This window comes from uncultured Pseudacidovorax sp. (genome assembly GCF_913773995.1).
In the GTDB taxonomy this organism is placed as follows: Bacteria; Pseudomonadota; Gammaproteobacteria; order Burkholderiales; family Burkholderiaceae_C; genus Xenophilus.
In genome coordinates this window covers 1-24,705 of the sequence record NZ_CAJYES010000237.1, presented here as the reverse complement: position 1 = coordinate 24,705, position 24,705 = coordinate 1, and the positions used below count along the sequence as shown (strand labels likewise).

Annotated in this window: 22 protein-coding genes and 2 riboswitches; of the genes, 4 read left to right on the top strand and 18 right to left on the bottom strand. The window is 69.0% G+C overall.

Annotation, left to right across the window (positions count from 1 at the left end; all coding sequences use genetic code 11):
• From gcvP to QZ772_RS22530, 7 genes are all read right to left on the bottom strand, one after another.
• Nucleotides 1-2,321, bottom strand: a 2,321-nt coding sequence (gene gcvP / locus QZ772_RS22560; protein WP_295531340.1) for an aminomethyl-transferring glycine dehydrogenase, incomplete at its 3' end; no start/stop codon positions are given.
• 185 nt (nucleotides 2,322-2,506) lie between these two features.
• Nucleotides 2,507-2,887 (bottom strand): glycine cleavage system protein GcvH, encoded by a 381-nt coding sequence (gene gcvH / locus QZ772_RS22555; protein WP_294378189.1) that lies wholly within the window; start codon nucleotides 2,885-2,887, stop codon nucleotides 2,507-2,509.
• 174 nt (nucleotides 2,888-3,061) lie between these two features.
• A complete protein-coding gene (gcvT, locus tag QZ772_RS22550; RefSeq protein WP_295531337.1) occupies nucleotides 3,062-4,207 on the bottom strand; it encodes a glycine cleavage system aminomethyltransferase GcvT in 1,146 nt (381 codons plus the stop codon).
• 42 nt (nucleotides 4,208-4,249) lie between these two features.
• A riboswitch (glycine riboswitch) is annotated at nucleotides 4,250-4,357 on the bottom strand.
• A 12-nt stretch (nucleotides 4,358-4,369) separates the two neighbouring features.
• A riboswitch (glycine riboswitch) is annotated at nucleotides 4,370-4,466 on the bottom strand.
• 46 nt (nucleotides 4,467-4,512) lie between these two features.
• The gene (locus QZ772_RS22545) at nucleotides 4,513-5,790 is read right to left on the bottom strand and encodes a TRAP transporter large permease (RefSeq protein ID WP_114804375.1); all 1,278 of its coding nucleotides are present in this window, start codon (nucleotides 5,788-5,790) and stop codon (nucleotides 4,513-4,515) included.
• Entirely contained in the window at nucleotides 5,787-6,281 is a 495-nt protein-coding gene (locus tag QZ772_RS22540) for a TRAP transporter small permease subunit (protein WP_295531334.1), read from the bottom strand. The genes QZ772_RS22545 and QZ772_RS22540 overlap by 4 nt, the downstream gene beginning before the upstream one ends.
• Before the next feature lie 78 nt (nucleotides 6,282-6,359).
• Complete coding sequence (locus tag QZ772_RS22535) at nucleotides 6,360-7,334, bottom strand: TRAP transporter substrate-binding protein (RefSeq protein ID WP_295531331.1); 975 nt, start codon at nucleotides 7,332-7,334, stop codon at nucleotides 6,360-6,362.
• A gap of 206 nt (nucleotides 7,335-7,540) precedes the next feature.
• Nucleotides 7,541-9,244: an electron transfer flavoprotein-ubiquinone oxidoreductase gene (locus QZ772_RS22530; protein ID WP_295531330.1), complete on the bottom strand. Its 1,704-nt coding sequence runs from the start codon at nucleotides 9,242-9,244 to the stop codon at nucleotides 7,541-7,543.
• A gap of 162 nt (nucleotides 9,245-9,406) precedes the next feature.
• Here QZ772_RS22530 and QZ772_RS22525 point away from each other — a divergent pair, with 162 nt between their 5' ends.
• Nucleotides 9,407-9,829: a thioesterase family protein gene (locus QZ772_RS22525; protein ID WP_295531328.1), complete on the top strand. Its 423-nt coding sequence runs from the start codon at nucleotides 9,407-9,409 to the stop codon at nucleotides 9,827-9,829.
• 4 nt (nucleotides 9,830-9,833) lie between these two features.
• On the opposite strand, the gene QZ772_RS22520 is transcribed toward QZ772_RS22525, so the two are convergent.
• Both QZ772_RS22520 and QZ772_RS22515 read right to left on the bottom strand, forming a co-directional pair.
• Nucleotides 9,834-11,189 carry an ATP-binding protein gene (locus QZ772_RS22520; protein WP_295531326.1) on the bottom strand — a complete coding sequence of 452 codons (1,356 nt, stop codon included), beginning with the start codon at nucleotides 11,187-11,189 and terminating at the stop codon, nucleotides 9,834-9,836.
• Nucleotides 11,186-11,881 (bottom strand): response regulator transcription factor, encoded by a 696-nt coding sequence (locus QZ772_RS22515; RefSeq protein ID WP_295531324.1) that lies wholly within the window; start codon nucleotides 11,879-11,881, stop codon nucleotides 11,186-11,188. Before QZ772_RS22515 ends, QZ772_RS22520 begins: the two co-directional genes overlap by 4 nt.
• A gap of 73 nt (nucleotides 11,882-11,954) precedes the next feature.
• Between QZ772_RS22515 and QZ772_RS22510 the strand changes: the two genes are divergently transcribed.
• Nucleotides 11,955-12,656, top strand: a complete 702-nt coding sequence (locus QZ772_RS22510) for a phosphatase PAP2 family protein (RefSeq protein ID WP_295531322.1) — start codon at nucleotides 11,955-11,957, stop codon at nucleotides 12,654-12,656.
• A 46-nt stretch (nucleotides 12,657-12,702) separates the two neighbouring features.
• Entirely contained in the window at nucleotides 12,703-14,418 is a 1,716-nt protein-coding gene (locus QZ772_RS22505; protein ID WP_295531320.1) for a phosphoethanolamine transferase, read from the top strand.
• 44 nt (nucleotides 14,419-14,462) lie between these two features.
• Here QZ772_RS22505 and QZ772_RS22500 read toward each other — a convergent pair whose 3' ends face one another.
• The 4 genes from QZ772_RS22500 to QZ772_RS22485 all read right to left on the bottom strand — a co-directional run bounded on the left by QZ772_RS22500 (nucleotide 14,463) and on the right by QZ772_RS22485 (nucleotide 18,303).
• Entirely contained in the window at nucleotides 14,463-15,107 is a 645-nt protein-coding gene (locus tag QZ772_RS22500) for a biliverdin-producing heme oxygenase (protein WP_295531318.1), read from the bottom strand.
• Between the two features lie 46 nt (nucleotides 15,108-15,153).
• A complete protein-coding gene (locus QZ772_RS22495; protein WP_295531316.1) occupies nucleotides 15,154-15,768 on the bottom strand; it encodes a peroxidase-related enzyme in 615 nt (204 codons plus the stop codon).
• A 298-nt stretch (nucleotides 15,769-16,066) separates the two neighbouring features.
• Nucleotides 16,067-16,906, bottom strand: coding sequence for an ethanolamine ammonia-lyase subunit EutC (eutC, locus tag QZ772_RS22490; protein ID WP_295531315.1), 840 nt, complete (start codon nucleotides 16,904-16,906; stop codon nucleotides 16,067-16,069).
• Nucleotides 16,903-18,303 (bottom strand): ethanolamine ammonia-lyase subunit EutB, encoded by a 1,401-nt coding sequence (locus QZ772_RS22485; RefSeq protein ID WP_295531313.1) that lies wholly within the window; start codon nucleotides 18,301-18,303, stop codon nucleotides 16,903-16,905. The genes eutC and QZ772_RS22485 overlap by 4 nt, the downstream gene beginning before the upstream one ends.
• 192 nt (nucleotides 18,304-18,495) lie before the next feature.
• Between QZ772_RS22485 and QZ772_RS22480 the strand changes: the two genes are divergently transcribed.
• The gene (locus QZ772_RS22480; RefSeq protein WP_295531310.1) at nucleotides 18,496-18,918 is read left to right on the top strand and encodes an FKBP-type peptidyl-prolyl cis-trans isomerase; all 423 of its coding nucleotides are present in this window, start codon (nucleotides 18,496-18,498) and stop codon (nucleotides 18,916-18,918) included.
• 39 nt (nucleotides 18,919-18,957) lie between these two features.
• Here QZ772_RS22480 and QZ772_RS22475 read toward each other — a convergent pair whose 3' ends face one another.
• The 5 genes from QZ772_RS22475 to QZ772_RS22455 all read right to left on the bottom strand — a co-directional run.
• On the bottom strand, nucleotides 18,958-20,301 hold the full coding sequence (locus QZ772_RS22475; protein WP_295531308.1) for an MATE family efflux transporter: 1,344 nt from the start codon (nucleotides 20,299-20,301) through the stop codon (nucleotides 18,958-18,960).
• The gene (locus QZ772_RS22470) at nucleotides 20,298-22,034 is read right to left on the bottom strand and encodes a hypothetical protein (RefSeq protein ID WP_295531306.1); all 1,737 of its coding nucleotides are present in this window, start codon (nucleotides 22,032-22,034) and stop codon (nucleotides 20,298-20,300) included. The genes QZ772_RS22475 and QZ772_RS22470 overlap by 4 nt, the downstream gene beginning before the upstream one ends.
• Before the next feature lie 139 nt (nucleotides 22,035-22,173).
• Nucleotides 22,174-22,437, bottom strand: a complete 264-nt coding sequence (locus QZ772_RS22465; protein WP_076504690.1) for a type B 50S ribosomal protein L31 — start codon at nucleotides 22,435-22,437, stop codon at nucleotides 22,174-22,176.
• A 126-nt stretch (nucleotides 22,438-22,563) separates the two neighbouring features.
• A complete protein-coding gene (locus QZ772_RS22460; protein WP_295531303.1) occupies nucleotides 22,564-23,868 on the bottom strand; it encodes an ArgE/DapE family deacylase in 1,305 nt (434 codons plus the stop codon).
• A gap of 14 nt (nucleotides 23,869-23,882) precedes the next feature.
• Nucleotides 23,883-24,705: aminotransferase class III-fold pyridoxal phosphate-dependent enzyme (locus QZ772_RS22455; protein ID WP_295531300.1), on the bottom strand; the 823-nt coding region annotated here is incomplete at its 5' end.

Genomic DNA, 24,705 nt, shown 5'->3' with positions numbered 1-24,705 from the left:
ATCATGCGGATGTACATCCAGCTGATCGGTAGCACGGCCGCGTTGCCAAAGGGCGCGGCAGACACCGCCCCCACCGTTGCCGGCTTGCCGCCCGTCGCATGGCCGGGCAGGAAGGGCACCAGATCTTCCACCACGCACACCGGGCCCACGCCCGGGCCGCCACCGCCATGGGGGATGCAGAAGGTCTTGTGCAGGTTCAGGTGGCTCACGTCGCCGCCGAACTCGCCGGGCGCGGCCACGCCCACCAGTGCGTTCATGTTGGCGCCGTCCACGTACACGCGGCCGCCGTGGGCATGCACGATCTCGCACAGCTCCTTCACCCGCGTTTCGAACACGCCATGGGTGCTGGGGTACGTGATCATGATGCAGGCGAGCTTGTCGCCGTGCTTCTCGCAGGCGCGCTTCAGGTCGTCCATGTCGACGTTGCCGCTCGCGTCGCAGGCTGTCACCACCACCTGCATGCCGGCCATCTGGGCACTGGCCGGATTGGTGCCGTGCGCCGAGGACGGAATCAGACACACGTTGCGATGGCTCTCACCACGGCTTTCGTGCCAGGCCTTGATGGCCAGCAGGCCGGCGTACTCGCCCTGGCTGCCGGCATTGGGCTGCAGGCTGATGCCCGCATAGCCCGTGGCCTGGCACAGCCAGTCGCGCAGTTGCGCGTCCAGCTCGGCATAACCGGCCAGCTGCGACGGCGGCGCAAAGGGATGCACGTCGGCGAACTCGGGCCAGGTGATGGGGATCATCTCGCTGGTGGCGTTGAGCTTCATGGTGCAGCTGCCCAGCGGGATCATGCTGCGGTCCAGTGCGAGGTCCTTGTCCGAGAGGCTGCGGATGTAGCGCAGCATGGCCGTCTCGCTGTGGTGCGTGTTGAAGACGGGATGCGTCAAGAAGGCGGTGGTGCGCTGCAGGTGTGCCGGGATCAGCGAGGGCAGCTCGGCCTCGAAGTCCTCCACGCGGGGCAGCGCCTGGCCGTCGGCGGCGAAGGCCTGCCAGATCAGCGCAAGGTCGGCGCGGGTCGTGGTCTCGTCCAGGGCGATGCACAGGTACTCGCCAAAGTAGACGCGCAGGTTGGCGCCCAGCGACAGGGCCTTGGCCAGCACGGCCTGCGTCCTGTCCTTGGTGTGCAGCGACAGCGTGTCGAAGCTCGGCACTTCGCGCAGGGGCGCACCCAGCTGCTTCAGGCCGGCGGCGAGGATGGCGGTGTAGGCGGCCACGCGGCGCGCGATGCGCGTCAGCCCGGCGGGGCCGTGATACACGGCATACATGCTGGCCACGACGGCCGGCAGCACCTGCGCCGTGCAGATGTTGGAGGTGGCCTTCTCGCGGCGGATGTGCTGCTCGCGCGTCTGCAGCGCCAGGCGGTAGGCGGGCGCACCGTGGCTGTCCACGCTCACGCCCACCAGCCGGCCGGGCAGGGAGCGCTTGAATTCGTCGCGGCAGGCCATGAAGGCCGCATGCGGGCCGCCAGCGCCCATGGGCATGCCGAAGCGTTGGGTGTTGCCCACCACGATGTCGGCGCCCCATTCGCCGGGCGGCGCGATCAGCGTCAGCGCCAGCAGGTCGGTGGCGACGATCAGCGCCGCCTGCTTGCTGTGGATGAGTTCGGCGTCGGCGCGCAGGTCATCGATCCGGCCGCTGGTGGCGGGGTACTGGGCCAGCACGGCGAAGTAGTCGCCGGCGAGCAGATCGTTCCATTCCTGCAGCGAGTTGGCCAGCACCACCTCGATGCCCAGCGGCGCGGCGCGGGTCTGGATCACCTCGATGGTCTGCGGATGGGCGTCGCCGGCCACGACGAAGCGTTGGCTCCTGCTCTTGACGCTGCGCCTGGCCAGCGTCATGGCCTCGGCGGCGGCGGTGGCCTCGTCCAGCATCGAGGCATTGGCGATGGCCATGCCGGTCAGGTCGGTGACCATGGTCTGGAAGTTGACCAGCGCCTCCATGCGGCCCTGGCTGATCTCGGCCTGGTAGGGCGTGTAGGCGGTGTACCAGGCGGGGTTCTCCAGCACGTTGCGCAGGATGACGCCCGGCGTGTGCGTGCCGTGGTAGCCCTGGCCGATGAAGCTCTTCACGCGCTGGTTCTTCGATGCGATGGCCTTCAGCTCGGCCAGCGCCTCGGCCTCGCTCACCGCGGGCGGCAGCTGCATCGGCTGGCTACGGCGGATCGAGGGCGGCACGATGCTGTCGATGAGCTGCGCGCGCGAGCTTTCTCCCACGGTGGCCAGCATGCGCGCCTCGGCTTCGGCGTCGGGGCCGATATGGCGGGCGATGAATTCAGTGGGGTTCTCGAGGTCGCGCAGGGAGGGGGCGGAAGAGCTCATGGCAGCGGGCCGGCGGGGTGGTGGGAAGAAGAGAAAAAAGAGGGGCTCTCGCACAGCGGGAGCTCTGGGCCGTGGGAAATGGAAGCGCGGAGGGTGAAGGACAGGCCGTGGCCCTCACCCCAACCCTCTCCCAGAAGGAGAGGGAGGCATGCCGGCGCGTCGGTACGGACGCGCCTGCGCAGGCATCAGGCGCCTTCGGTGAACTTGGCGTAGCCCGGCTCGTCCATCAGCTGGTCGAACTCCGCCATGTCCTTGTCCTGCAGCAGCACCTTGAAGAACCAGCCGGCGCCCATCGGGTCGCTATTGGCCAGCGAGGGGTCGGCGCGCAATGCTTCGTTGACCTCGACGACTTCACCGGTCACGGGCATGTAGATGTCGGCGGCCGCCTTGACGGACTCGACCACGCCGGCCACTTCGCCCTGCTTGAAGGTCTTGCCGACTTCGGGCAGGTCGACGAAGACCACGTCACCGAGCGCTTCCTGCGCATGTACGGTGATGCCGACGGTGGCGGCCTCGTGGTCGGCGATCTCGATCCACTCGTGGTCCTTGGAGTAGTGAATGGTCATGCGGGGCTCCTGAAAGAAGAAGAGGGGGATTGAAGGAAAAGGTCGAGCGACGAGTATCAGCGCAGGGCGGGGCGGCTGCGTGTACGCCCCGGGCGCAGGCGCGTCGGCATTTGTCTGACGGCACGGACGCGGTGCGGCATGGCTCGATGCACGGTCAAGTCGGCGCTCGATGGCTCAGCCGCGGTAATAGCGGGCCGGAACGAAGGGCATGGGAACAACCTCCATCGTCACCGGCTTGCCGCGCACCAGGGCGTCGATGCGGGTGCCGACAGCGGCGTGGGCGGCATCGACGTAGGCCATGGCGATGGGCCGGTCGATGGTGGGCGACAGCAGGCCGCTGGTCACCTCGCCGATGGCTGCGCCGCCGGGCACATGCAGGGCCGTGTGCTCGCGCACCGGCACGCGTTCCAGCGCGACCAGGCCGACGCGGCGGCGGGCGACCTGCGCGCTCCCGTCCAGCTGGGCCAGCACCTTGTCCGCGCCGGGGAAGCCACCCGCGCGCTCGCCGCCGGTGCGGCGCACCTTCTGGATCGCCCAGGTGAGCGCGGCCTCGACGGGCGTGGTCGTGGTGTCGATGTCGTTGCCGTAGAGGCACAGACCGGCTTCGAGCCGCAGCGAGTTGCGCGCGCCCAGACCGATGGGCGCCACCTCGGGTTGGGCGAGCAGCAGGTGGGCCAGCCGCTCGGCATCGGCGCCAGCGACGGAGATCTCGAAGCCGTCCTCGCCCGTGTAGCCGCTGCGCGTGGCGAAGACCGGGATGCCGCCGATGGCCATGGCGCCGCCGGTCATGAACACATGGCGCTCGCTGCCGGGCGTCAGGCGCGCCATCACGGCCGCCGCCAGCGGGCCCTGCAGCGCCAGCAGGGCGTGGTCGGGCAGGGGCTGCACCGTGCAGCGCTGGCCGATGCGGGCCTGGATGTGGGCGATGTCGGCCGCCTTGCAGGCGCCGTTGACGATCACGAAGAAGGAGTCACCGCCCTCGTTGAAGAACATCAGGTCGTCGAGGATGCCGCCTGCGTCGTCCAGCAGCAGGCCGTAGCGCTGCTTGCCGGGGGGGAGGCCGATGACGTCCACGGGCATCAGCGTCTCGAGCGCGGCGGCCGCCTCGGGGCCCGAGACGCGCAACTGGCCCATGTGCGAGATGTCGAACAGGCCAGCGGCCGTGCGGGTATGGCGGTGCTCTGCGATCAGGCCTGCGGAGTACTGCACCGGCATCGAATAGCCGGCGAAGGGCACCATGCGGGCGCCCAGTTCGACATGCAGGCCGTGCAGCGGAGTGTGGAGAAGGGGAGCGGCAGGAGAGGAAGCAGCGGCGGACATGGGCATCTCACGGGGTGTACAGCGCCACGACGGCTGTCGTGGTCCACCCCGGCTGTCCGCTTTACCTGAGAGATTCACCCCGCGATGGGGGCTTGCTCCTTCGGTGGACGCGCGGCCTGGGCCGCGACGCCTCTCTCCAGCAGGGAAACGCCCCGAACCCGGGGCGTGCCGCCAGTCCTTTTGCCTGAGCGTTCGGAACTCGTCGAGTCCTGCGCCTTCGGCGGCCCCGTCGCGCGGGGCTCTCTCCTGACGAAGCGCGCAGTGTAAGGGACAAGGCGCGCGCCGCGGGCGCTATTTGAAGCCGCTCAGCGCCCGTACACCAGGTCGCGCAGGCCCAGCGAGATGGCCGGCACATAGGTGATGACCATCAGGCAGGCCAACACCACCAGGATGAAGGGGATCAGCCGCGTCACGATCTTGTCCAGCGAGATGCGCGCCACGGTGCAGGCGGCGAACAGGTTGACGCCGAAGGGCGGGGTGATCATGCCCAGCGCCAGGTTCACCACCATGATCAGCCCGAAGTGAACCGGATCGATGCCGAAGTGCTGGGCCACCGGCGCGAGGATGGGGGCCAGCACGATGATGGCAGCGCTGGTCTCGATGAACATGCCGATCACGAAAAGCGCCGCGTTGACGCCCAGCAGGAACATGGTGGGCGACTGCAGCACCGCCTCCAGCCAGTGGCCGATGGCTTCGGGCACCCCGGCGCGGGTGATCAGGAAGGCGAACAGCCCCGCATTGGCGATGATGAACATGATCACGGCCGAGGACAGCACCGACTTGCGCAGGATGGCGTAGAGGTCCGGCAGGCGGATCTCGCGGTAGATCACCATGCCGACGACCAGCGCGTAGAACACGGCCACGGCCGAGGCTTCGGTGGGCGTGAACACGCCGCCATAGATGCCGCCCAGTATGATCACCGGCATCAGCAGTGCCCAGCCGGCCTGCCACAGCGCGCGGCCGAAGGGCATGCGCCCTTCGCCGTCGTTCTTGCCCCAGCCCTTCCATTTGCAGTAGACCCACACGAAGAGCATCAGCGCCCCACTGATCAGCAGACCCGGGCCGAAACCGGCAATGAACAGTTCGCCGATGGACACCTCGGCGCTCACGCCGTACAGGATCATCGGGATCGACGGCGGAATGATCACGCCCAGTTCGGCGCTCGTCGCCTGCAGGGCGGCCGCGTAGTTGGTGGGGTAGCCATGCTTGATGAGCGCCGGAATCAGGATGGCGCCGATGGCGAAGGTGGTGGCCACCGACGAGCCGGACACCGCGGCGAAGATCATGCAGGTCAGCACGCAGGTCATGGGCAGGCCGCCCTGGATGCCGCCCACGATGCTCTTGGCGAACTCCACCAGCCGTCGGGAGATGCCGCCGGTCTCCATCAGGTTGCCCGCCAGGATGAAGAAGGGAATGGCGGCCAGCGGAAACTTGTTGATCGAGTTGAAGATCTCCTTGGCGGAGATCAGCATGTTGGCGCCGTTGACCTGAATGCCGACGATGGACGCCAGGCCGATGGACACCGCCACCGACACCGACAGCGCGAAGCACAGCACCATCGTGCCGACCATGATGGGGGTCATTGCGCGGTCTCCAGTTCGAGGCGCTTGGGATCGAGGTAGTTGCCCACGATGCCGAAGATGGAGAACACCGCCCCCACCGGCAGGGCCAGGTAGGCCCACACCATCGACAGGCTTTCGAGTCCCGCCATCGACTGCACCCGGCCGCGCATCGCGTAGTCGAAGCCCCACCACAGGATCACGCTGATCAGGGCCAGGGCCGCCAGGCTCACGGCCGCGTCGAGCAGGCGGCGCACGCGCGGCGTGCTCCAGCGATAGAGCACGTCCACGCTCACCATCGCGCCCTGGCGAAAGGCCATGGGAATGCCGAGGAACACCATCCAGATCAGGCTGATGCGGATCAGGATCTCGCTCCATTCGGCTGGCTGCTCCAGCACGAAGCGGGTGACGATCTGGAACATGCCGAGCGACGCGGCCACCACCAGCATCAGGCAGGCCAGCGCCATGGACAGCGCAGTGGTCCGGCGTTCGAAGGCCAGGAACTTGTCTTTCATCTCACAGGCGTTTCTTGGGAATGAAAAAGCCCGCCGGCGGGGGCGGGCCAAAGGCGCAGGCGTGTCGCCGGGGCGCGGTCAGGGCTGGTAGTTGCGGATGCGGTCCAGGTTGGCCTTGCCGAAGTCCTTCTCGAACTGGGCCTGGGCCGGGGCGAGCGCCGCCACGAACTTGGCCTTGTCGAGGTTGTCGATTACCGTCATGCCCTTGGCACGCAGGTCTGCCACGCCCCGGGCGTCGTCCTCGTCCACGCGGGCGCGGTTGGCCTTGGCGGCCTCCTTGGCGGCGTCCAGGAAGGCCTGCTGATCGGGCGGCGCCAGCTTGTCGAACACGCCCTTGTTCATCACGAAGATGCAGGGCGAGTACACATGGCCCGTGAGCGACAGGTGCTTCTGCACCTGGTCGAACTTGGCCGAGATGATCACGGGCAGGGGGTTCTCCTGGCCGTCCACGGTGCCCTGCTGCAGGGCGGTGAACACCTCGGGGAAGGCCATCGGCGTGGTGATGATGCCAAAGGTCTTGTATGCGGCGATGTGCACCGGGTTCTCCATGGTGCGCATCTTCAGGCCCTTGAGGTCCTCCGGCGCCTTCACGTCGCGCTTGCTGTTGGTCATGTGCCGGAAGCCGTTCTCGGCCCAGGCCAGCGCCTTGAAGCCCTTGGCATCGAACTTCTTGAGCAGGTCCTGGCCGATGGGCCCGTCGAGCACGGCGCGGGCATGGGCCTTGTCGCGGAACAGGAAGGGCACGTCCAGGATCTTGGTCTCGGGCACGAAGTTGGGCACCGGGCCGGTGGAGGAGAAGGCCAGTTCCTGCGTTCCCAGTTGCACTGCCTCGATGGATTCACGCTCACCGCCAAGTGCCCCGTTGTAGAAGGTCTGGACCTTGTAGCGGCCGTTGGTTCGCTTCTCGACCTCCTTCGCGAAGGTGTCGATGGCCACGCCCTGGTGCGAGTTCTGCGCGACCGAGATGCTGATCTTCATGGTGGTCTGCGCCAGCGCGGCGCAGGCCATGCCGAGGCCCAGGGCAAGGCCGGCGGCCAGGCGGGTGAGTTTCATGGGGAAGTCTCCTGATTCGCTGCAGCAAGGCCATGGATTGCCCAAAGCCTGAGAAGACCCTGACTATGCTCCGCGGGGGTGCTGTGCCGAGTCGGGACTTTCACGGACGCACCGCCCGCGCGTCGTGTGTGGCGGCTGTGGCGAGGCCAAAAAAAGGCGCCCGAAGGCGCCTTGTCGTTTCCGGCCCAATGGGCACGGAGCGGTCGTCACATGCCCGTGTAGTTCGGCCCACCGCCGCCCTCGGGCGTGACCCACACGATGTTCTGCGTCGGGTCCTTGATGTCGCAGGTCTTGCAGTGCACGCAGTTCTGCGCGTTGATCTGCAGCCGCTCCTTGCCGCCACCGGCCGCTTCGTCAGGCACGAACTCGTACACGCCGGCCGGGCAGTAGCGGCTCTCGGGGCCGGCGTACTGGGGCAGGTTGATGCGCGTGGGCACCGTCGGGTCCTTCAGCGTCAGGTGCGCCGGCTGGTTCTCCTCGTGGTTGGTGTTGCTGATGAACACCGAGCTCAGGCGGTCGAAGGTGAGCTTGCCGTCGGCCTTGGGATAGACGATCTTCTTGCACTCGGCCGCCGGCTTCAGGCGGGCATGGTCGGCCTCGGTGCGGTGGATGGTCCAGGGGATGTGGCCGCGCAGCACGAACTGCTCGATGCCCGTCATCACCGTGCCCACCGTCAGGCCCTTCTTGAACCACTGCTTGAAGTTGCGGGCCTTGTAGAGCTCGGTGTGCAGCCAGCTCTTCTCGAAGGCCTCGGGGTAGGACGACAGTTCGTCGAACTGGCGGCCGGCCTGCACCGCCTCGAAGGCGGCGTCGGCGGCCAGCATGCCGGTCTTGATGGCGGCATGGCTGCCCTTGATGCGGCTGGCGTTGAGGTAGCCGGCCTCGCAGCCGATCAGCGCACCGCCCGGGAACACCGTCTTGGGCAGCGACAGCAGGCCGCCGGCTGTGATGGCTCGCGCGCCGTAGGAGATGCGCTTGGCCGGCTTCAGGCCCTGGTCCTGGCCTTCGAGGTACCAGCGGATGTTGGGGTGCGTCTTGAAGCGCTGGAACTCCTCGAAGGGGCTCAGGTGCGGGTTCTGGTAGTCCAGGCCCACCACGTAGCCGATGATCAGCTGGTTGTTCTCGGCGTGGTAGACGAAGGAGCCGCCATAGGTGTCGTTAGGCAGCGGCCAGCCGGCGGTGTGGATCGCCAGGCCCGGCTCGTGGCGGGCGGGGTCGATCTCCCACAGCTCCTTGATGCCGATGCCGTAGCTTTGCGGGTCGCGGCCGTCGTCGAGCTTGAAGCGGGTGATGAGCTGCCGGCCCAGGTGGCCGCGCGCGCCTTCGGCGAACAGCGTGTACCTGGCATGCAGCTCCATGCCGAGCTGGAAGTTCTCGGTCGGCTCGCCGTCCTTGCCGATGCCCAGGTTGCCGGTGGCCACGCCCTTGACCGAGCCGTCCTCGTTGTAGAGCACCTCGGCGGCAGGGAAGCCGGGGAAGATCTCCACGCCCAGTTCCTCGGCCTGCGTCGCGAGCCAGCGCACCACGTTGCCCAGGCTGACGATGTAGTTGCCCTCGTTGTGGAAGTTGGGCGGCAGCATGAAGTTGGGCACGCGCGTCGCGCCCGTCTCGCTCATGAGCAGGAAGGTGTCGGCCGTGACGGGCTGGTTCAGCGGCGCACCCTTGGCCTGCCAGTCGGGGATCAGCTCGGTCAGTGCCCGCGGGTCCATGATGGCGCCCGACAGGATGTGCGCGCCGGGCTCCGAGCCCTTCTCCAGCACCACGACCGAGATCTCCTTGTCGTTGAGCGCCGCAAGCTGCTTCAGGCGGATGGCGGCCGAGAGGCCGGCGGGGCCGCCGCCGACGACGACGACGTCGTACTCCATGGCTTCGCGCGGGCCGAACTGGGCGAGGATCTCTTCTTGTGTCATCGGGTGGGATCGGAGGATGGGTTCGAGGGGGCGCGGCCATGGGGCTGGCACGCCTGTGAAGCACTGCGCATTCTAGAGGTCGGGCCCTGGTCACATAGGCGACGCCAGCCCGGGGAGATACCGCTCCTGATGGGCCCGCGGACGGGCCTACGATGCCACGCCATGCGCATCGAGATTCCCGAACAGAAGAAGCTGGTCTATGAGATGACCATCCCCATCCGCTGGGGCGACATGGACGCCATGGGCCATCTCAACAACGGCACCTATTTCCGCTACATGGAGACGGCCCGCATCGACTGGATGCGCTCCATCGGCTTCCAGCCCGACCCTCATGGCGAGGGCATGGTGATCGTCAATGCCTTCTGCAACTTCTATCGCCAGATCGAGTATCCGGGCGAGGTGCTGCTGCGCATGTATGTGAGCGATCCGGCGCGCACCACTTTCGAGAGCTGGGCCACCATGGCCCGCGTCGAGGCGCCCGAGGTGATCTGCGCCGCCGGCGGCGCCACCACGATCTGGGTCGACTTCCCGGCGCAGAAGGCCCGGCCCCTGCCGGAGTGGCTGCGCGAGATCGTCGCGGGTTGAAGGCTCAGACGGGCATCGACAGCCGCGCCTCGAAGCCGCGCGCGCGGCCGGGTGGCGGCGAGGCCAGCTGCAGCTGCGCCCCCTGTTGCTGCGCGATGGTGGTAACGATGGACAGGCCGAGGCCATAGCCGGTGCGGTCTTCCGTCTGCCTCACGTGCCGTTCGCGCAGGGCCTGCAGCCGGTCCGCCGGCACGCCGGGGCCGCTGTCCCGCACGATCACTGCGCCGGGTGCCGCCACTTCCAGCTCCACAGGACCTTCGGGCGCGTAGCGCAGGGCGTTCTCGATCAGGTTGCGCAGGGCGATGGCCAGCGCATCCACATCGCCCAGGACGGGCGACAGGGGCTCCTCCGGCACATGCAGCGTCAGCCGCTCGGCCGCGCGTGTGTCCTGCCAGAACTCCTCGGCCACGGTGCCGGCCAGCTTGACCAGATCGACCGGCCGTCGCGCGAGCGCCGCACCCGACTCGGCGCGCGAGAGCTGCAGCAGCTTCTCGGCCCGGTGGCTCAGCTGCCGCAGCGAGTCCAGTGCGGCCTGCACGTCCTGGCGCGACAAGCCGTGGTCCAGCGCGGTCTGCAGCCGCAGGCGCGCGGCCGCCAGGGGCGTGCGCAACTCGTGGGCGGCATTGGCGGCCAAAGCACGTTCCACGTTCAGTGCCTGGGCCAGGCGGTCCAGCAGGTGGTTGACGTCGTCGCACACCGAGCGCAGTTCGGGGGGCAGACCGGCCAGCTCGATCGGCCGCAGATCGGCGCTGCTGCGCTGGGCGATCTCCCGCGCCAGTGTCTGCAGCGGCCGCAGTTCGCGCGTGGCGATGCGCCAGAGCACGAGCGCCAACAGCGGGAGGGCGGTGATCAGCGGCACCATCAGGCCATACAGCGTGCGATCCACGGCTTCCCGTCTCTCGGAGATGGGGTCGGCCACCTGAAGGTACAGGTCGCGGGTGGGATGCCGCACGGTGTAGATGCGCCAATCCGGCGTGTCGGCAAAGCCGGGCGCCAACGGAACGTCGAAGAAATCGGGCCGGGCGTTCGAGGAATGCAGCAGGAGCCGGGTACCCCCATCGACCATCTGGTAGACCACCTCGTCCTGGATGAACAGCGGCGGCGGCGCCACGAGCGGCTGCTCGGGCTTCGTGCCGTGGGACAGGGCGTCGTACTGATCCACCGCGATGTCGAACATCCGGTGCGAGACCTCCACCAGCTCGTTGTCGAAGTTGAAGCTGATCTCCCGATCCACGAACCAGACGACGGCCAGCACGCACAGCAGCCACATCGCGCCGACGGAAAGAATCAGCGTGCGCGTGAGGCGCGCCGCGAGCGAGGTGCGTTCGGGCTTGTGCGGACCGGCCGCGCGGGCGTTCATCCCCCCGGCTCCGGGGCCGAATCGGTGGCGTCGTCGCCGGGTGCCAGCCGGTAGCCGAGGCCCCGCAGGGTCTGGATGTGCGAACGGCCGAGCTTGCGGCGCAGCCGGCTCACGAACACCTCCAGCGTGTTGCTGTCGGTGTCGTCGTCGAAGCCGTAGAGCGCATCCAGGAGCGCTTCGCGGCTGTGGATGCGGTCGGGGCGGCTGGCCATCACCCGAAGCAATGCCCATTCCTTCTGCGTGAGGGTGACCGGTACACCGTGCACCCGGGCCTGGTCGTTGCCGAGGTCGATCTCCAGCGAGCCCAGGCGGACGGTGGACGATTCAACGCTGCTGCGACGCCGTTCCACGGCACGCAGGCGTGCCAGCAGTTCGGCCGGGTCGTAGGGCTTGATCAGGTAGTCGTCCGCGCCGGCATCCAGGCCGCGGATGCGGTCGCTGACCTGATCGCGTGCGGTGAGCACGATAACGATGGGCCGTTCCGGCAGGGTGCGCAGCCCGGGCATCAACATGAGCCCGTCGCCGTCGCCCAGGTGAAGGTCGAGCAGCACCGCCGCATAGTGCGCGCTGGCCAGCGCGGCGCGCGCGTCGGCCAGGCTGGGCACCGCATCGACGATGAACGCCTTCGCACGCAGGTAGCTGCAGACGGCATCGGCCAGGTTGAGGTCGTCTTCGACGAGAAGGATGCGCATGGCGTCGAGTCTAGTGCGGGCCGGCAGGGTTTCAGGCTGCATTCACGGCGCGGGCCTAGGCTTGCGCCCGCCCATGGCTGCGCCTTCCCGTTCCGTCTCTCCGTTCTGGCCCACCCTGGCCATCACTGCCGCCCTGGTGGCCTGGGATCTGAGCGGGGCAGACCTGTGGCTGGCGGGCCTGGTCGGAACGCCCGTGGGATTTCCGCTGCGGGCCGACTGGACGCTGAACCGGCTGATGCACAACGGCGGCAAGGTGCTGTCCTGGGCCATCGTGCTCTGGATGCTGGCCGCCGTGTGGGTGCCTGTCGGCCCCTGGCGGTGGTTGTCGAGGCTGGAGCGGTGGCAACTGGTGCTGTCCGTGCTGGCCGCCGTGGGCGCCGTCACCCTGTTCAAGAAATTCAGCCTCACCAGCTGCCCCTGGGATCTGCGCATCTTCGGGGGCGTGGCGGAGCATGTTTCGCACTGGCGCTGGGCCGTGGCCGACGGCGGGCCCGGTCACTGCTTTCCAGCGGGTCATGCCTCGGCCGCCTTCGGCTTCGTCGGTGGATGGTTCGTCTGGCGCCGGCGGTCGCCTGCCTTCGCGCGCGGATGGCTGCTCGCTGCGATGGCGGCCGGCCTTGTGCTGGGTGTCGGCCAGCAACTGCGTGGCGCGCACTTCCTGAGCCACACGCTGTGGAGCGGCTGGCTGTGCTGGGTGGCAGGCTGGGGTGTCGACGCCGCGATGGACTGCCTGCGCCAGCGGTCAGTCGCTGACAAGAAACTGAACGCCGGCTGAAGGGGAGGTTCAGGGTGACTTCAGTGCCGGTTTCTATGCTTCGCGGATGCCGTTGATCTCCTCCGCGCCGATCCTGCGCGAGCCTTCTGCGTTCGATTTCGAACCCTCACGCGGCTGGCTGTTGCACGCGCGTTCGCCGCGAACGATCGTCCTGGTCCTGACCGCCTACCTGCTTCTGGCCGCGAACTGGCCCTTGTGGATCGAGCTCGCCCAGCTGGGGCGGGCCCCCAGTCTGTACTTCCCCAACATCTTTGGCATGGCATGGCTGCTGGGCGGCGGCCTGGTCGCGCTGCTGTCCTTGACCGCCTGGTCGCGGTTCATGAAGCCGCTGTGGATGCTCCTGGTGCTGGTGGCCGCGGTGGTGCAGCACTACATGGCAACGTATCGGATGGTCATGGATCCCTCCATGGCGCTCAATGTGCTGCAGACCGACCCTGGCGAAGCACGTGACCTGCTCAGCCTGACGATGGTATTCCGGGTCCTGATCGTGGCTGTGCCGGCGATCTGGTGGCTCTGGTGCGTGCCGGTGCTCCCGCAGCGGCCGTTGGGGGCGCTGGGGCGCAATGCCGTGCTGTTCTTCGCTGCGGTGGCCGTCACGGTCGGGGGCGGCATGCTCATGTCCCGGCAATTGGCCCCGCTCATGCGCAACCAGCCGCACCTGCGGTACATGATGAACCCGCTGGCCAGCGTGTATTCCTTCGGCACGGCGGCCACGCGGCCGCTGCTGCATCGAAGCCGCAAGCTGGTGCCGATCTCCGGCGGCGCAGCACTGGGGGCGAGCTATGCAGCGCAGACCCGTCCGCGCCTGCTGCTGTTGGTGGTGGGCGAGACGGCCCGGGCCGATCACTTCGGGCTCAATGGCTACGCGCGCGACACCACGCCCGCGCTCAAGGCGCGCAACGTGGTGAGCTTCCACGACATGCGCTCCTGCGGCACCAACACCGCCGCGTCGGTGCCCTGCATGTTCTCGCATCTGGGCAAGCAGGACTACGAAGGCCGCAAGCAGGACTACGAGAACCTGCTCGATGTGATGCAGGCGGCAGGCCTCGCAGTGCTTTGGATCGACAACCAGTCGGGCTGCAAGGGGGTGTGTGACCGCGTACCCCATGCCGAGGCCAACGACGCGAAGCAGATCGCGGCCAATCCCACCCTGTGCAACGACGGTGAATGCCTCGACGACGTCATGCTCAAGGGTCTGGACGAACGCATTGCCGCCTTGCCGCCCGAGCGGGTGGCGCGTGGCGTGGTTCTCGTCATGCACCAGATCGGCAGCCACGGCCCGGCCTATTTCAGGCGTTCACCTGCGGACGGCAAGCCTTTCCAGCCCGAATGCCGTACGGTGACGCTGTCCGACTGCGCGCACAGCGAGCTGATCAATGCCTATGACAACTCGATCGTGCACACCGACCACTTCCTCGGCGACGCCATCGACTGGCTCAAGGCGCGCCGCGGCCGCTTCGACACGGGCATGCTCTACCTGAGCGACCATGGCGAATCGCTGGGCGAATACGGCCTTTTCCTCCATGGCGTGCCGTATGCCTTCGCCCCCGACGTCCAGAAGCATGTGCCCTTCGTGGCCTGGCTCGATGGCGGGCTCGGCGGGCGCACCGGTGTGCAGGATGCCTGCCTGCGCAAGGCGGTTGACCGGCCGCTGACGCACGACAACCTCTACCACACAGTTATGGGTCTGGTAGACGTCAAGAGCCCCACCTACAAGCCGACGCTGGATGCCTTCGAAGGGTGCCGGCAGGCGTCCGGCTGATCCCTCCGTGGCAGCCGGCCCGGGGGGTCGGACCCGAACGTTTTTCAGTCCTGATGCGTGCGGACAGCGGAAGCCGGCATGGCCTGGGTCGCGGACAGCGCCTCGTGGCACAGCAGCAGGAGTTCGAAGGCCCGCCGTGCCGCAGCCGCGGCTGCATCCAGCCGGGCGTCGCTGTGCAGTGCGGTCCTGAGCTCGGCAATGAAGCGTTTCCACCTCGGACCCGTGTCGGCCCCGCTCCCGCGCAGATAGTTCAGCGCCAGCGGCGCCATCGCAGGTCCCAGCCTCTTGTGCAGCACCTGGCCACCCAGGCGCGAGCCTTCCAGCACATAGGACAGTCCCCAGTCTGAACCTTCGGCCTGGAACAGCGGGTCCCGCGCAGCCGCCAGATCGATGCGTGGCGCACGCTGGCCCAGCAGGTCCTGGGCCTCGGCCAGCTCTGCATCGAGGGCGCCTCGCTCCTCCTCCAGGCGCGGCAAATCGGCGCCGGACCGCTGAAGCAGATCGACCCAGCCGCGCAGCAGGGCAAGGTGCCGGAGGTAGTCGACCGGACCGGCGCCCTCGCGTGCGATGGGCAGACCCGTATCGAGCCGGGCATGCAGTGACGAGGTCGCTTCGCGCAGGCGCTGCAGCGGATCGGTGGCCGCAGCCGTGGGGGAATGGGCCGAGGCGGCGGAGGGCGCAGAGATCATGGAGGACGCGAGCGGGTGGCCGGCCATCATAGGCAGGCGGCCTTGGTCATCCTTGCTGCGGGGGCTTGTCGGCCGGCTTTTCGCGTGGCACCCGGCCCATCAGGAAGAACTCAGGATTCGGCTGCATGCCGCTGAAGCTGGCCAGCCGGTTCGACAGGCCGAAGAAGGCGGTGATGGCGGCGATGTCCCAGATGTCCTCGTCATCGAAGCCGTGGGCATGCAGCGCGGCGAAGTCGGCCTCGTCGACCTCGTGCGACCGCTCGCACACCTTCGTGGCAAAGGTCAGCATGGCGCGCTGGCGCTCGGAGATGTCGGCCTTGCGCCAGTTGATGGCCACCTGGTCGGCCACTAGCGGCTTCTTCTCGTAGATGCGCAGCAGCGCGCCATGGGCGACGACGCAGTAGAGGCACTGGTTGGCCGCGCTGGTGGTGGTCACGATCATCTCGCGGTCACCCTTGCTGAGACGGCTGGCCCGGCCGACGCTCTCGGGCTCCATCAGCGCATCGTGGTAGGCGAAGAAGGCGCGCCACTCGGCCGGGCGGCGGGCCAGCGCCAGGAAGACGTTGGGCACGAAGCCCGCCTTCTCCTGCACGGCCAGGATGCGGCTGCGGATGTCCTCGGGGACCTGGTCGAGTTCGGCAAGCGGGTAGCGTTGGCTCATGGCGGATGTCTCCTGTCTCGTTGGGGTTGTGTGGCCAGCGTTCGATCAGAGGCAGCGGGGGCGTCGGGCGCGGTCGCGCGGGTGGCGCCCGGCGCAGGAGCTGCGGCGTTGGCTATGGCCGCGATGAGGACCTTCGAATTCACAGCGAAGGACCCGCTGCCTAGCATTGACGCCCATGAACACCGCCATCACCGCTCCTCGTCGCCTCCTCGGTCTCGTCATCAACGCCGGCGGCCTCGCCGTCGGCATCGCGCATGGCCTGAGCCTGCTGCGCTGAGGCGTCGGGTGAAGCGCTGCGTCAGTCGATGCGCGGCGGGCGGTGGTCGTCGAGCACCGCGTCGTCGCTCTCGTCCTTGAGCTGCACGCCGGTCAGGCCGCGTCGCAGCGCTTCGCGTACCAGCCAGCCGAGCTTGAAGGCGGCCGCCTCGTAGCCCAGGCCTTCAGGCCGCACGTTCGAGATGCAATTGCGCTGCGCATCGTGACGGCCACGTCGCGGTTCGTGGGTGAGGTAGATGCCCAGGCTGTCCGGGCTGGAAAGGCCGGGCCGCTCGCCGATCAGGATCGCGCCGAGCCGCGCGCCAAGGGCCTCGCCCACCTCGTCGGCCAGCGCGACGCGCGCCTGCGTCGCCACGATGACGGGCGCAATGCGCAGGTCGGATGGCAACTGCGTGCGAAGGGCAGCCAGGAGCGGCCGTGCATGGCGCTCGATGGCCAGCGACGACAGACCATCGCCCACCACCAGGCAGAGATCGCAGCCCCGTTCCGGACGCCCGCACAGGGCCTCGCCATCGGCCGCATTCAGGCTGCGGCCCAGGTCGGGTCGGCGCAGGTAGGTGGCCCGGTCCGGCGCTTGGCTGCGGGCACGCAGCACCGACCAGCCGTCTTCTTCAAGCGACCTGGCGAGGGCGTCGGCATCCAGCGCCGCATGGATGGCATCGCGCGCCATGGCATGCGCCCAGCCGAAGCGCAGCGTCTCGTCGGTGGGCATGCCGCTGCCGGCACGGCCCAATGCCAGGCGGGCCGGCGTTGCGGCGCGCCAGGCCTGCCAGGCGTCGGGCGTCACGGCCGGGGCAGATCGGTCGTCCGCTGGAGCAACCCGGGTAGAGGCTTGGGTCGGTTCGTTCGATGGGGTGCTCATGCGGCGGCTCCCAGAAGGCGAAGCCGCTCCATGCCCTGCTGCAGCATCGATGCAGGGCCTGGCAGCAGCCGGCCATCGGCGCCGGTGATGCCCATGCGCTGGAGCCAGGCCTCGAACTCCGGCGCCCGCTTCAGGCCCAGGGTGTCGCGCAGGAACAGAGCGTCGTGGAAGGAGGTGCTCTGGTAGTTCAGCATCACGTCGTCCGCACCCGGCACGCCGATCAGAAAGGTGAGGCCGGCCGTGGCCAGCAGCACCAGCAGTGTGTCCATGTCGTCCTGGTCGGCCTCGGCATGGTTGGTGTAGCAGACGTCGCAGCCGATGGGCAGGCCCAGCAGCTTGCCGCAGAAATGGTCTTCCAGGCCGGCGCGGATGATCTGCTTGCCGTCGAACAGGTATTCCGGCCCGATGAAGCCGACGACGGTGTTGATCAGCAGCGGCCGGTAGCGTCGCGCCAGCGCATAGGCCCGCGCCTCGCAGGTCTGCTGGTCGACGCCGTGGTGCGCATTGGCCGACAGCGCGCTGCCCTGGCCGGTCTCGAAGTACATGACGTTGTCGCCCAGCGTGCCGCGGCCTAGCGCGCGGGCGGCGTCGCAGGCCTCGTCCAGCAGTTCGGGCGTGACACCGAAGGAGAGGTTGGCCTTCTCGGTGCCGGCGATGGACTGGAACACCAGGTCCACTGGCGCGCCGCGCTCCATGAGCTTCATCGTGTTGGTCACATGGGTCAGCACGCAGCTCTGGCTGGGAATGGCGAAGCGCTCGATGACCTCGGCCAGCATGTGCTGCAGGCGCTCTAGCACCGGCAGGCTGTCGGAGACAGGGTTGACGCCGATCACCGCATCGCCCGCGCCGTAGAGCAGACCGTCCAGTGTGGAGGCGGCGATGCCCCGTAGGTCATCGGTCGGATGGTTGGGCTGCAGCCGCACGGCCAGATGGCCGGGAAGACCGAGGGTGTTGCGGAAGCGGCTGGTGACCTGGCACTTGCGGGCCACCGCGATCAGGTCCTGGTTGCGCATCAGCTTGGAGACGGCGGCCACCATCTCCGGCGTCAGCCCCGGCGCCAAGGCGGTCAGCGCCGCGGTGTCTGCCGCATCGGACAGCAGCCAGTTGCGGAAGTCGCCCACCGTACGGTGCGCCACTGGCGCGAAGGCGGCGGCGTCATGGCCATCGAGGATCAACCGGGTGATGTTGTCCTCTTCATAGGGGACCAGCGCCTCGCTGAGAAACTGCGCGAGCGGCGTGTCGGCCAGCACGTGCCGTGCCGCCATGCGCTGCTGCGCAGTGGCCGCACCGATGCCGGCCAGGTAGTCGCCGGAGCGCGCCGGGCTGGCGCAGGCCATCACCTGACGAAGATCGTCGAAGTCGAAGACCTGGTGCTGGATCGTCGTGCGGTAACGCATGGGCGGTGTCGGTGGGCGAGGGGCCAGCCGTGGCGAGACACCGACGCATGATCGCGCTCGCCGCCCGGCCGCCGGGTAGGACAAGCGATGCAGGTTCCGGGCCCGCGCCCGGTCTGAGCTGCTGCGGCGGGGCGCACAGAGCGTCAGGAGGGGCGGCTTATGATCCGCCGCTTTCCAACCCTGGGAGAGCCCATGACCTTCGTTTCGCGTGCCCTCGGCGCCGCTGCCGCCGCCGTTCTTTTCGCCTCTGGCGCTGTTCATGCCCAGGGCGCTGCCGTCACCACGCCCAGCGGCCTGGTCTACCAGAGCGTCAAGGAGGGCACCGGCCCCAGCCCCTCGGCCACCGACACGGTGCGCGTGCACTACCGCGGCACCTTCCCGGACAGCGGCAAGGAATTCGACAGCTCCTATGCCCGCAACCAGCCGGCCGAGTTCCCGCTCAACCGCGTGATCCCGTGCTGGACCGAGGGCCTGCAGAAGATGAAGGTGGGCGGCAAGGCCAAGCTGGTGTGTCCGCCGGCGATCGCCTACGGCAGCCGCGGCGCCGGGGGCGTGATCCCGCCCAATGCCACGCTGAATTTCGAGGTCGAGCTGCTGGGCATTCAGGGCCGCTGAACCCGGCCCGCCCGCCACGGCGGGCGCGCTCGCAGCCTGTCAGCGCTGGCCGGCACGTCCGACCGCGATCCGCAACAGGGCCAGCAGGATCAGCGCCGCGGCAGCCAGGGCCGCGGCCGCCATGATCCAGAATGCCAGCGGCGAATGCTGCGCCGGCCAGGGCCCGAGCCCGTGGTAAGCCAGCCGGTAGCCGCCGCCCAGGCCCACGCCCCCCAGCAGGGCGCAGTACACCAGCAAGGGCGCCACCGTGATGCGAAAGCAGCGCAACACGAAGATGCACAGCGTCTGCGTCGCATCTGCGAGGTGATACGCGGCGCAGGCCACCAACAGGCCCGCGGCCAGGTGGGCCACCGCGGCCTCCCGCGTGTAGAACTGGACGACGGTGCCGCGCAAGGCCAGCATCAGGCCGGCCACCATCAGGGCTACCAGCACCGCCATGCCAAGGCCCTGCCAGCAGGCGCGCCGGGCCTGTTCCGGCCGTCCGGCACCCATCCAGTAGCCGACCCGGGCGCTGGTGGCCAGGCCCAGCGAAAGCGGCACCATGTACGCGACCGCGGTAAGGTTGGACGCGATCTGGTGCGCCGCCGTGGCCGTGCTGCCCATGCGGGCGATGAACAAGGCCATGAAGGTGAAGGAGCTCACCTCGACCATGACCGACAGGCCCGCTGGCACGCCCAGCCGGGCAAAGGCGCCCAGCTGCGGCCAGTCCGGCCGCTCTGGGCGGCGCCAGAGGCGGTAGGCCTGGTATTCGGGGCGGTGGCGCAGCATCAGCACCGCGACGGCGAGCATCAGCCAGTGGACGGTCAGCGTGGCGAGCGCGCAGCCCATCAGGCCCAGTGCCGGCATGCCCAGGCCGCCGAAGGTCAGCCAGATCGACAGGGGCACCTTCACCGCCAGGGCCCCGACCTGCAGCCAGGTCACGAAGCTGGGCCGGCCGATGGCCTGGTTGAGCGTGGCGTAGATGCGAAACAGCAGCGTCGCCGGCAGGGCCGCCGCCAGAACGGCCAGGTACTGGCCCACCGCGCCGCGCATGGCCGGCGGCACTTCAGTCCAGGCCAGCAGGGGGCCGGGCGACAGCAGCAGCGCCGCGCCGACCGCCGTGGCGGCCGCGCACAGGTAGAGCGCCTGCCGCACCGAGCGGCCCATGGCCTCGCGCCGGCCGGCGCCGTGCAACTCGGCCCAGACCGGAAGCAGGGACTGCAGCGTGCCGGTCAGCGCCACGAACACGCTGATGAAGATGGCCGCGCCGATGGACAGCGCGGCCAGGGCATCCTGGTCGAAGCGGCCGGCCACCACGGTGTCGGTGACGCCGAAGGCCATGGTGGCCATCTGCCCGACCAGCACCGTGCCGGCATGGCGGGCAATGAGGCGGCGTTCGCTCACTGCGCGACCTGCCGTCGGAACAGCAGCAGGTCGTCGCTCGGGCTGGTGGGCCGGCGGTAGGTGCCTTCGAAATGCCAGTCGGCCATGCGGACCTGGTTGGGCAGGCCGAACAGGTAGTCCGGATGCACCAGCAGCCAGTCGCACTGGCCGCCGCGCGCCAGCGGCTGCAGCGCCAGTCGGCCGTGGTGGCGCAGGGCGGCGATCTGGGCGCGGTTCAGTCCCAACTCGTCGACGCAGCCCGGCTGCGTGCCCATGCGTTGCGTCAGGGCGCGCACCTGCGGCTCGTAGCTGCGGGCGTAGTCCAGCAGCGGCAGCCACAGGGTCATCAGCAGCAGCCAGCACAGGGCGGCACCGCCGGCGGGCAGGGCCATCGTTTTCCACAAGGCGGCGCGGTGGCGCCCCGTGCGCCAGCGCACCAGCCAGGCCCAGGCGATGGTCGCGGCCAGCGCCAGGCCGAAGCCGATCCAGGAGAAGTCCGGCACGAAGCCGGGCGCCAGCCGGTACACATTGGCGGCGGGTTTGGCCGGCACGCCGGTGTGCAGCGAGATCCAGTACACCCAGATGAACAGCGCCACGCCGCTGAAGAAGAGCAGGGTGAACCAGTCGATCAGCGCCGACACGCTGCGCCGGAAGGTGGGCAGCGCAAAGGCCGCCAGCGTGGCGAAGGCCGGCAGGCCGATCAGCAGGGAGCGCTCGCCGAAGTCCGTGAAGATGGTCGAGAACGAAGCCGCCAGCATGAAGCCCATCGGCAGCGCCACATGGCGGGCCGTCAGTTGCCGGCGCCAGCGCCACAGGGTCCAGATCGCCAGAGGCCAGGCCGGCCAGGTGAACCAGAGAAAGAGCTTGAGCAGCCCGCGCGCCTCGGCAATGAGGCGTTCATTGGGGTTGCTGCCGGGCAAAGAGAGATTCCAGTGGAACTGGCCGAGCGCAGCCGCCAGGCCCGCGGCGAGAAGGACGAACGCCGTCAGGCCCAGGACGCCGGTGCGGTCGTAGACCGGGCTCGCGTCGCCATCGGGCTCACGCTGGCCGAGCAGCCATTCGCGCCAGGCCAGCACCGCGCAGCCGCCGCCGAGGATCAGGCCCATGGAGGGCGCGCCGCTGAGGGCCAGTCCCAGCGTGCCGATGCCGAAGGCCGTGAGCGGCGCGGCGCGGCGGTAGGGCAGGGCTGCCGTGCCGTAGAACAGCAGCGAGGCGAAGAAGAGTTGGGCCAGCGCCGGCGTGGTCTCGTGCCCCAGCTGAGCCAGGCCCAGGCTGGCGATCAGCGCCAGCAGGCCGCCATCGGCCATGGCGCGGGCATAGTCGGTGGGCCTGGCCTCGCCGCCGAACGCGAAAGCCACCGGCTGTGCCCGCGGCGTTCGCGCCAGGTAATAGACGGCGTACCAGGTGGCCGTGAAGCTGCACCACAGCATCACCGCGTAGACGATGCGCACCGCCAGATCCGGCGGCAGCCATGAGGGCGAGAGCTGGATGGCCCAGGCGCCGATCCAGTACGGCAGCAGGGCCGGAATCTCCGGCCGCAGGCCCAGCAGCAGCGGATCGAGCCAGCGCGAAAGCCCGCCACTCCCTTCGGCCAGCGCCGCCATGTAGCCGAAGGAGGCGACGTCTGCGCTCTTCCAGGGGCCGCGGCCCAGCAGGCCGGGCATCAGGTAGGCGGCGCACAGCAGCAGCAACGCCGCCCGGGGCAGGCGGCGTACGGCGTTCTGGGCAACGATGGCGGGATTGGGAGGGCTCAATGCGCGGGGCTCACGGTCTGGCGGGAGGGCGGGCGGCCCGGATCATCGGGCGGCGCATGGGAGAAAAAACAAAGGGCAGCACGGAGATCCGGGCTGCCCTCGGTGCACCGCACGGGGCGGCGCTGTGTGCAAAGACGGCTTACTTGGAGGACAGCGCGGTCTTGCCGAACTTGTTGCGGAACTTCTCGACGCGGCCGCCCATGTTGTCCACCGACTTCTGGGTGCCGGTGTAGAAGGGGTGCGACTCGCTGGAGGTGTCCAGCTTGTACAGGGGATATTCCTTGCCTTCGAAGGTCTCGGTCTCGCGCGTATTCACGCAGGAGCGGGTGACGAACTTGAAGCCGTTGGACAGGTCCAGAAACAGGACTTCGCGGTAGTCGGGATGGATGCCTTCTTTGGCCATGGTGATTCCTTGAGCGTCGATGCGGGAGCCACTGTGCACAACCATCGTGCCAGCACTTGCCGCGAAAAGCCCTCGATTCTAGCGCGGCGGTGCCGTGAGCGCCAGTACGGCGGGCGCCTTGGCTGTTCAGGCCTTCACCACGCCGCACCAGTCGACGATGAACTGCGCCATGGCGGCCGTCACGCGCTGCATGCTTTCAACGGACACCGCCTCGTCGATCCCGTGGATGTTGCGTGCCGTCGGTCCGTAGTTGGTCACGGGGATGTCCGTCGCCAGCCGGAAATGCCGGCCGTCGGTGGTGGCGGTGCAGGCCAAGCGGGCCGGCGGCTGGCCGGTGATCTTCTCGTGGGCGGCGGCCAAGGTGCGCATGGCCGGCGCCTCCAGGTCGTAGACGCAGCCGGGCGAGCGGTGACCGCGGGCGTCGATCTCGACCACCAGCGCTGGGTTGAGCGCACGGGCCTCGGCGCGGATGCGCGCGCCGACCTGGGCCTCGACATCGGCCGGGTCCATGCCGGGGTAGTAGCCGATCCGCAGGCCCAGCGTGCAGGTGCAGGGCACCGACGAGTTCCATTCCCCGCCCTCGATCCGGCCGAGGTTGAAGTTGACCGGATGCGCCACGTCGGCGAAGGCCGGGTGGCGGTTCTCGGGCCGGTTCCACTCGGCTTCGAGTTCCTTCAGGTCGGCCATGATGGCCATGGCGGCCTCGATGGGGTTCAGCCCCTGGCCCATGTAGGCCACATGGGCCGGCCGTCCGGTGAGGGTGACGAACAGCCAGCTCACGCCGACCTGGGCGCTCATCAGCGTCTCGCCGAAGGGCTCGGGAATGATGACGGCGTCGAAGTCGGTCAGCTTCGCCTTGGCCCGGGCGGTCTGCAGCGCATGCAGGGTCGCGAGCGTGCCATTGCCCGTGTTCTCCTCGTCCAGCACGGCATTGAAGCCGACGGTGCTGGCCGGGGCGAATCCCAGCGTGCGCAGCAGCTGCAGCGCGGCCAGCGCGCAGACGATGCCGCCCTTCATGTCGCCGGCGCCGCGGCCGTATAGCCAGCCGTCTTCCACGCGCGGCACGTAGGGGCCCGCGGTCCACAGCGATTCCGGGCCGGTCGGCACCACGTCCAGGTGGCCGTTGAAGAGCACCGAGCGGCCTCGGGCCCCGGCCGGCGGCAGATGGCGGGCCAGCAGGTTGTGCCGGCCGCCGTCCGGGTCGCAGGGGCAGGAGAACAGCGCCAAGCCCTCGATCTGCCGGCTGTCGAGCAGGATGCGCTCGCAGTCCAGGCCCATGTCCTGCATCAGGCCTTCCAGGAAGTCGGCGGCCGGTTGTTCGGCGCCGGACGGGCTGGGCGCGGCGACAAAGGCGCTGAGCGTGTCGATCATCCAGGGCGTGAGGGCCCGGGCCGCGTCGCGCAACTGCGCGGGCGTGAGGGGAGAAGCCATGGGGAAGTCCGCTTTCAAAGTCGGGCGAGGACGTCGTCGAGGGTCTGCACCAGCAGGTCGGCATGGGCGCGCTCGAAGACCAGCGGGGGGCGCAGCTTGAGGATGTGGGCGGCCTCGCCCGTGGCGCTGAGCAGCACGCCGGCGTGGCGCAGGCCATTGACCACCCGCGCGGCCTCGGCCGTGGCGGGCGTGCGGCGGGCGCGATCGGTGACCAGTTCGACGCCGATGAACAGGCCCGCGCCGCGCACCTGGCCGATCAGCGCGTGTTTCTCGCCCAGTTGTCGCAGACCGGTCATCAGGTATTGGCCCACCGCCTGCGCATTGGCCTGCAGCGCGCTCTGCTGGAGCACATCGAGCACGGCGCTGGCCGCTGCCATCGAGACCGGGTTGCCGCCGAAGGTGTTGAAGTAGCGGCACTGGCGGCCGAAGGCGGCCATCACCTCGGGCCGCACGGCCAGGCCCGCGACCGGGTGGCCGTTGCCCATGGGCTTGCCCATCGTGACGATGTCGGGCACCACGCCATGCCTCGCAAAGCCCCAGAAGGCTTCGCCCGTGCGTCCGAAGCCGGGCTGCACCTCGTCGGCGATGAACACGCCGCCGGCCTCGCGGATCGCGGCCACGGCTTCCTGCAAAAAGCCGCGCGGGCCGGTGAAGATGCCGTCGCTGGAGAAGACGGTGTCCACCAGCAGCGCCGCAGGCCGTATGCCTGCGGCCTGCAGGTCGGCGATGGCGCGGCGCACGTCGTCGGCGAAGCGGCGGCCCAGCGTCTCGGCATCCAGGTCGTAGACGTCCGGTGGCGCCACGGTACGCACTGCCTCGCCCAGTTGCACATAGCGG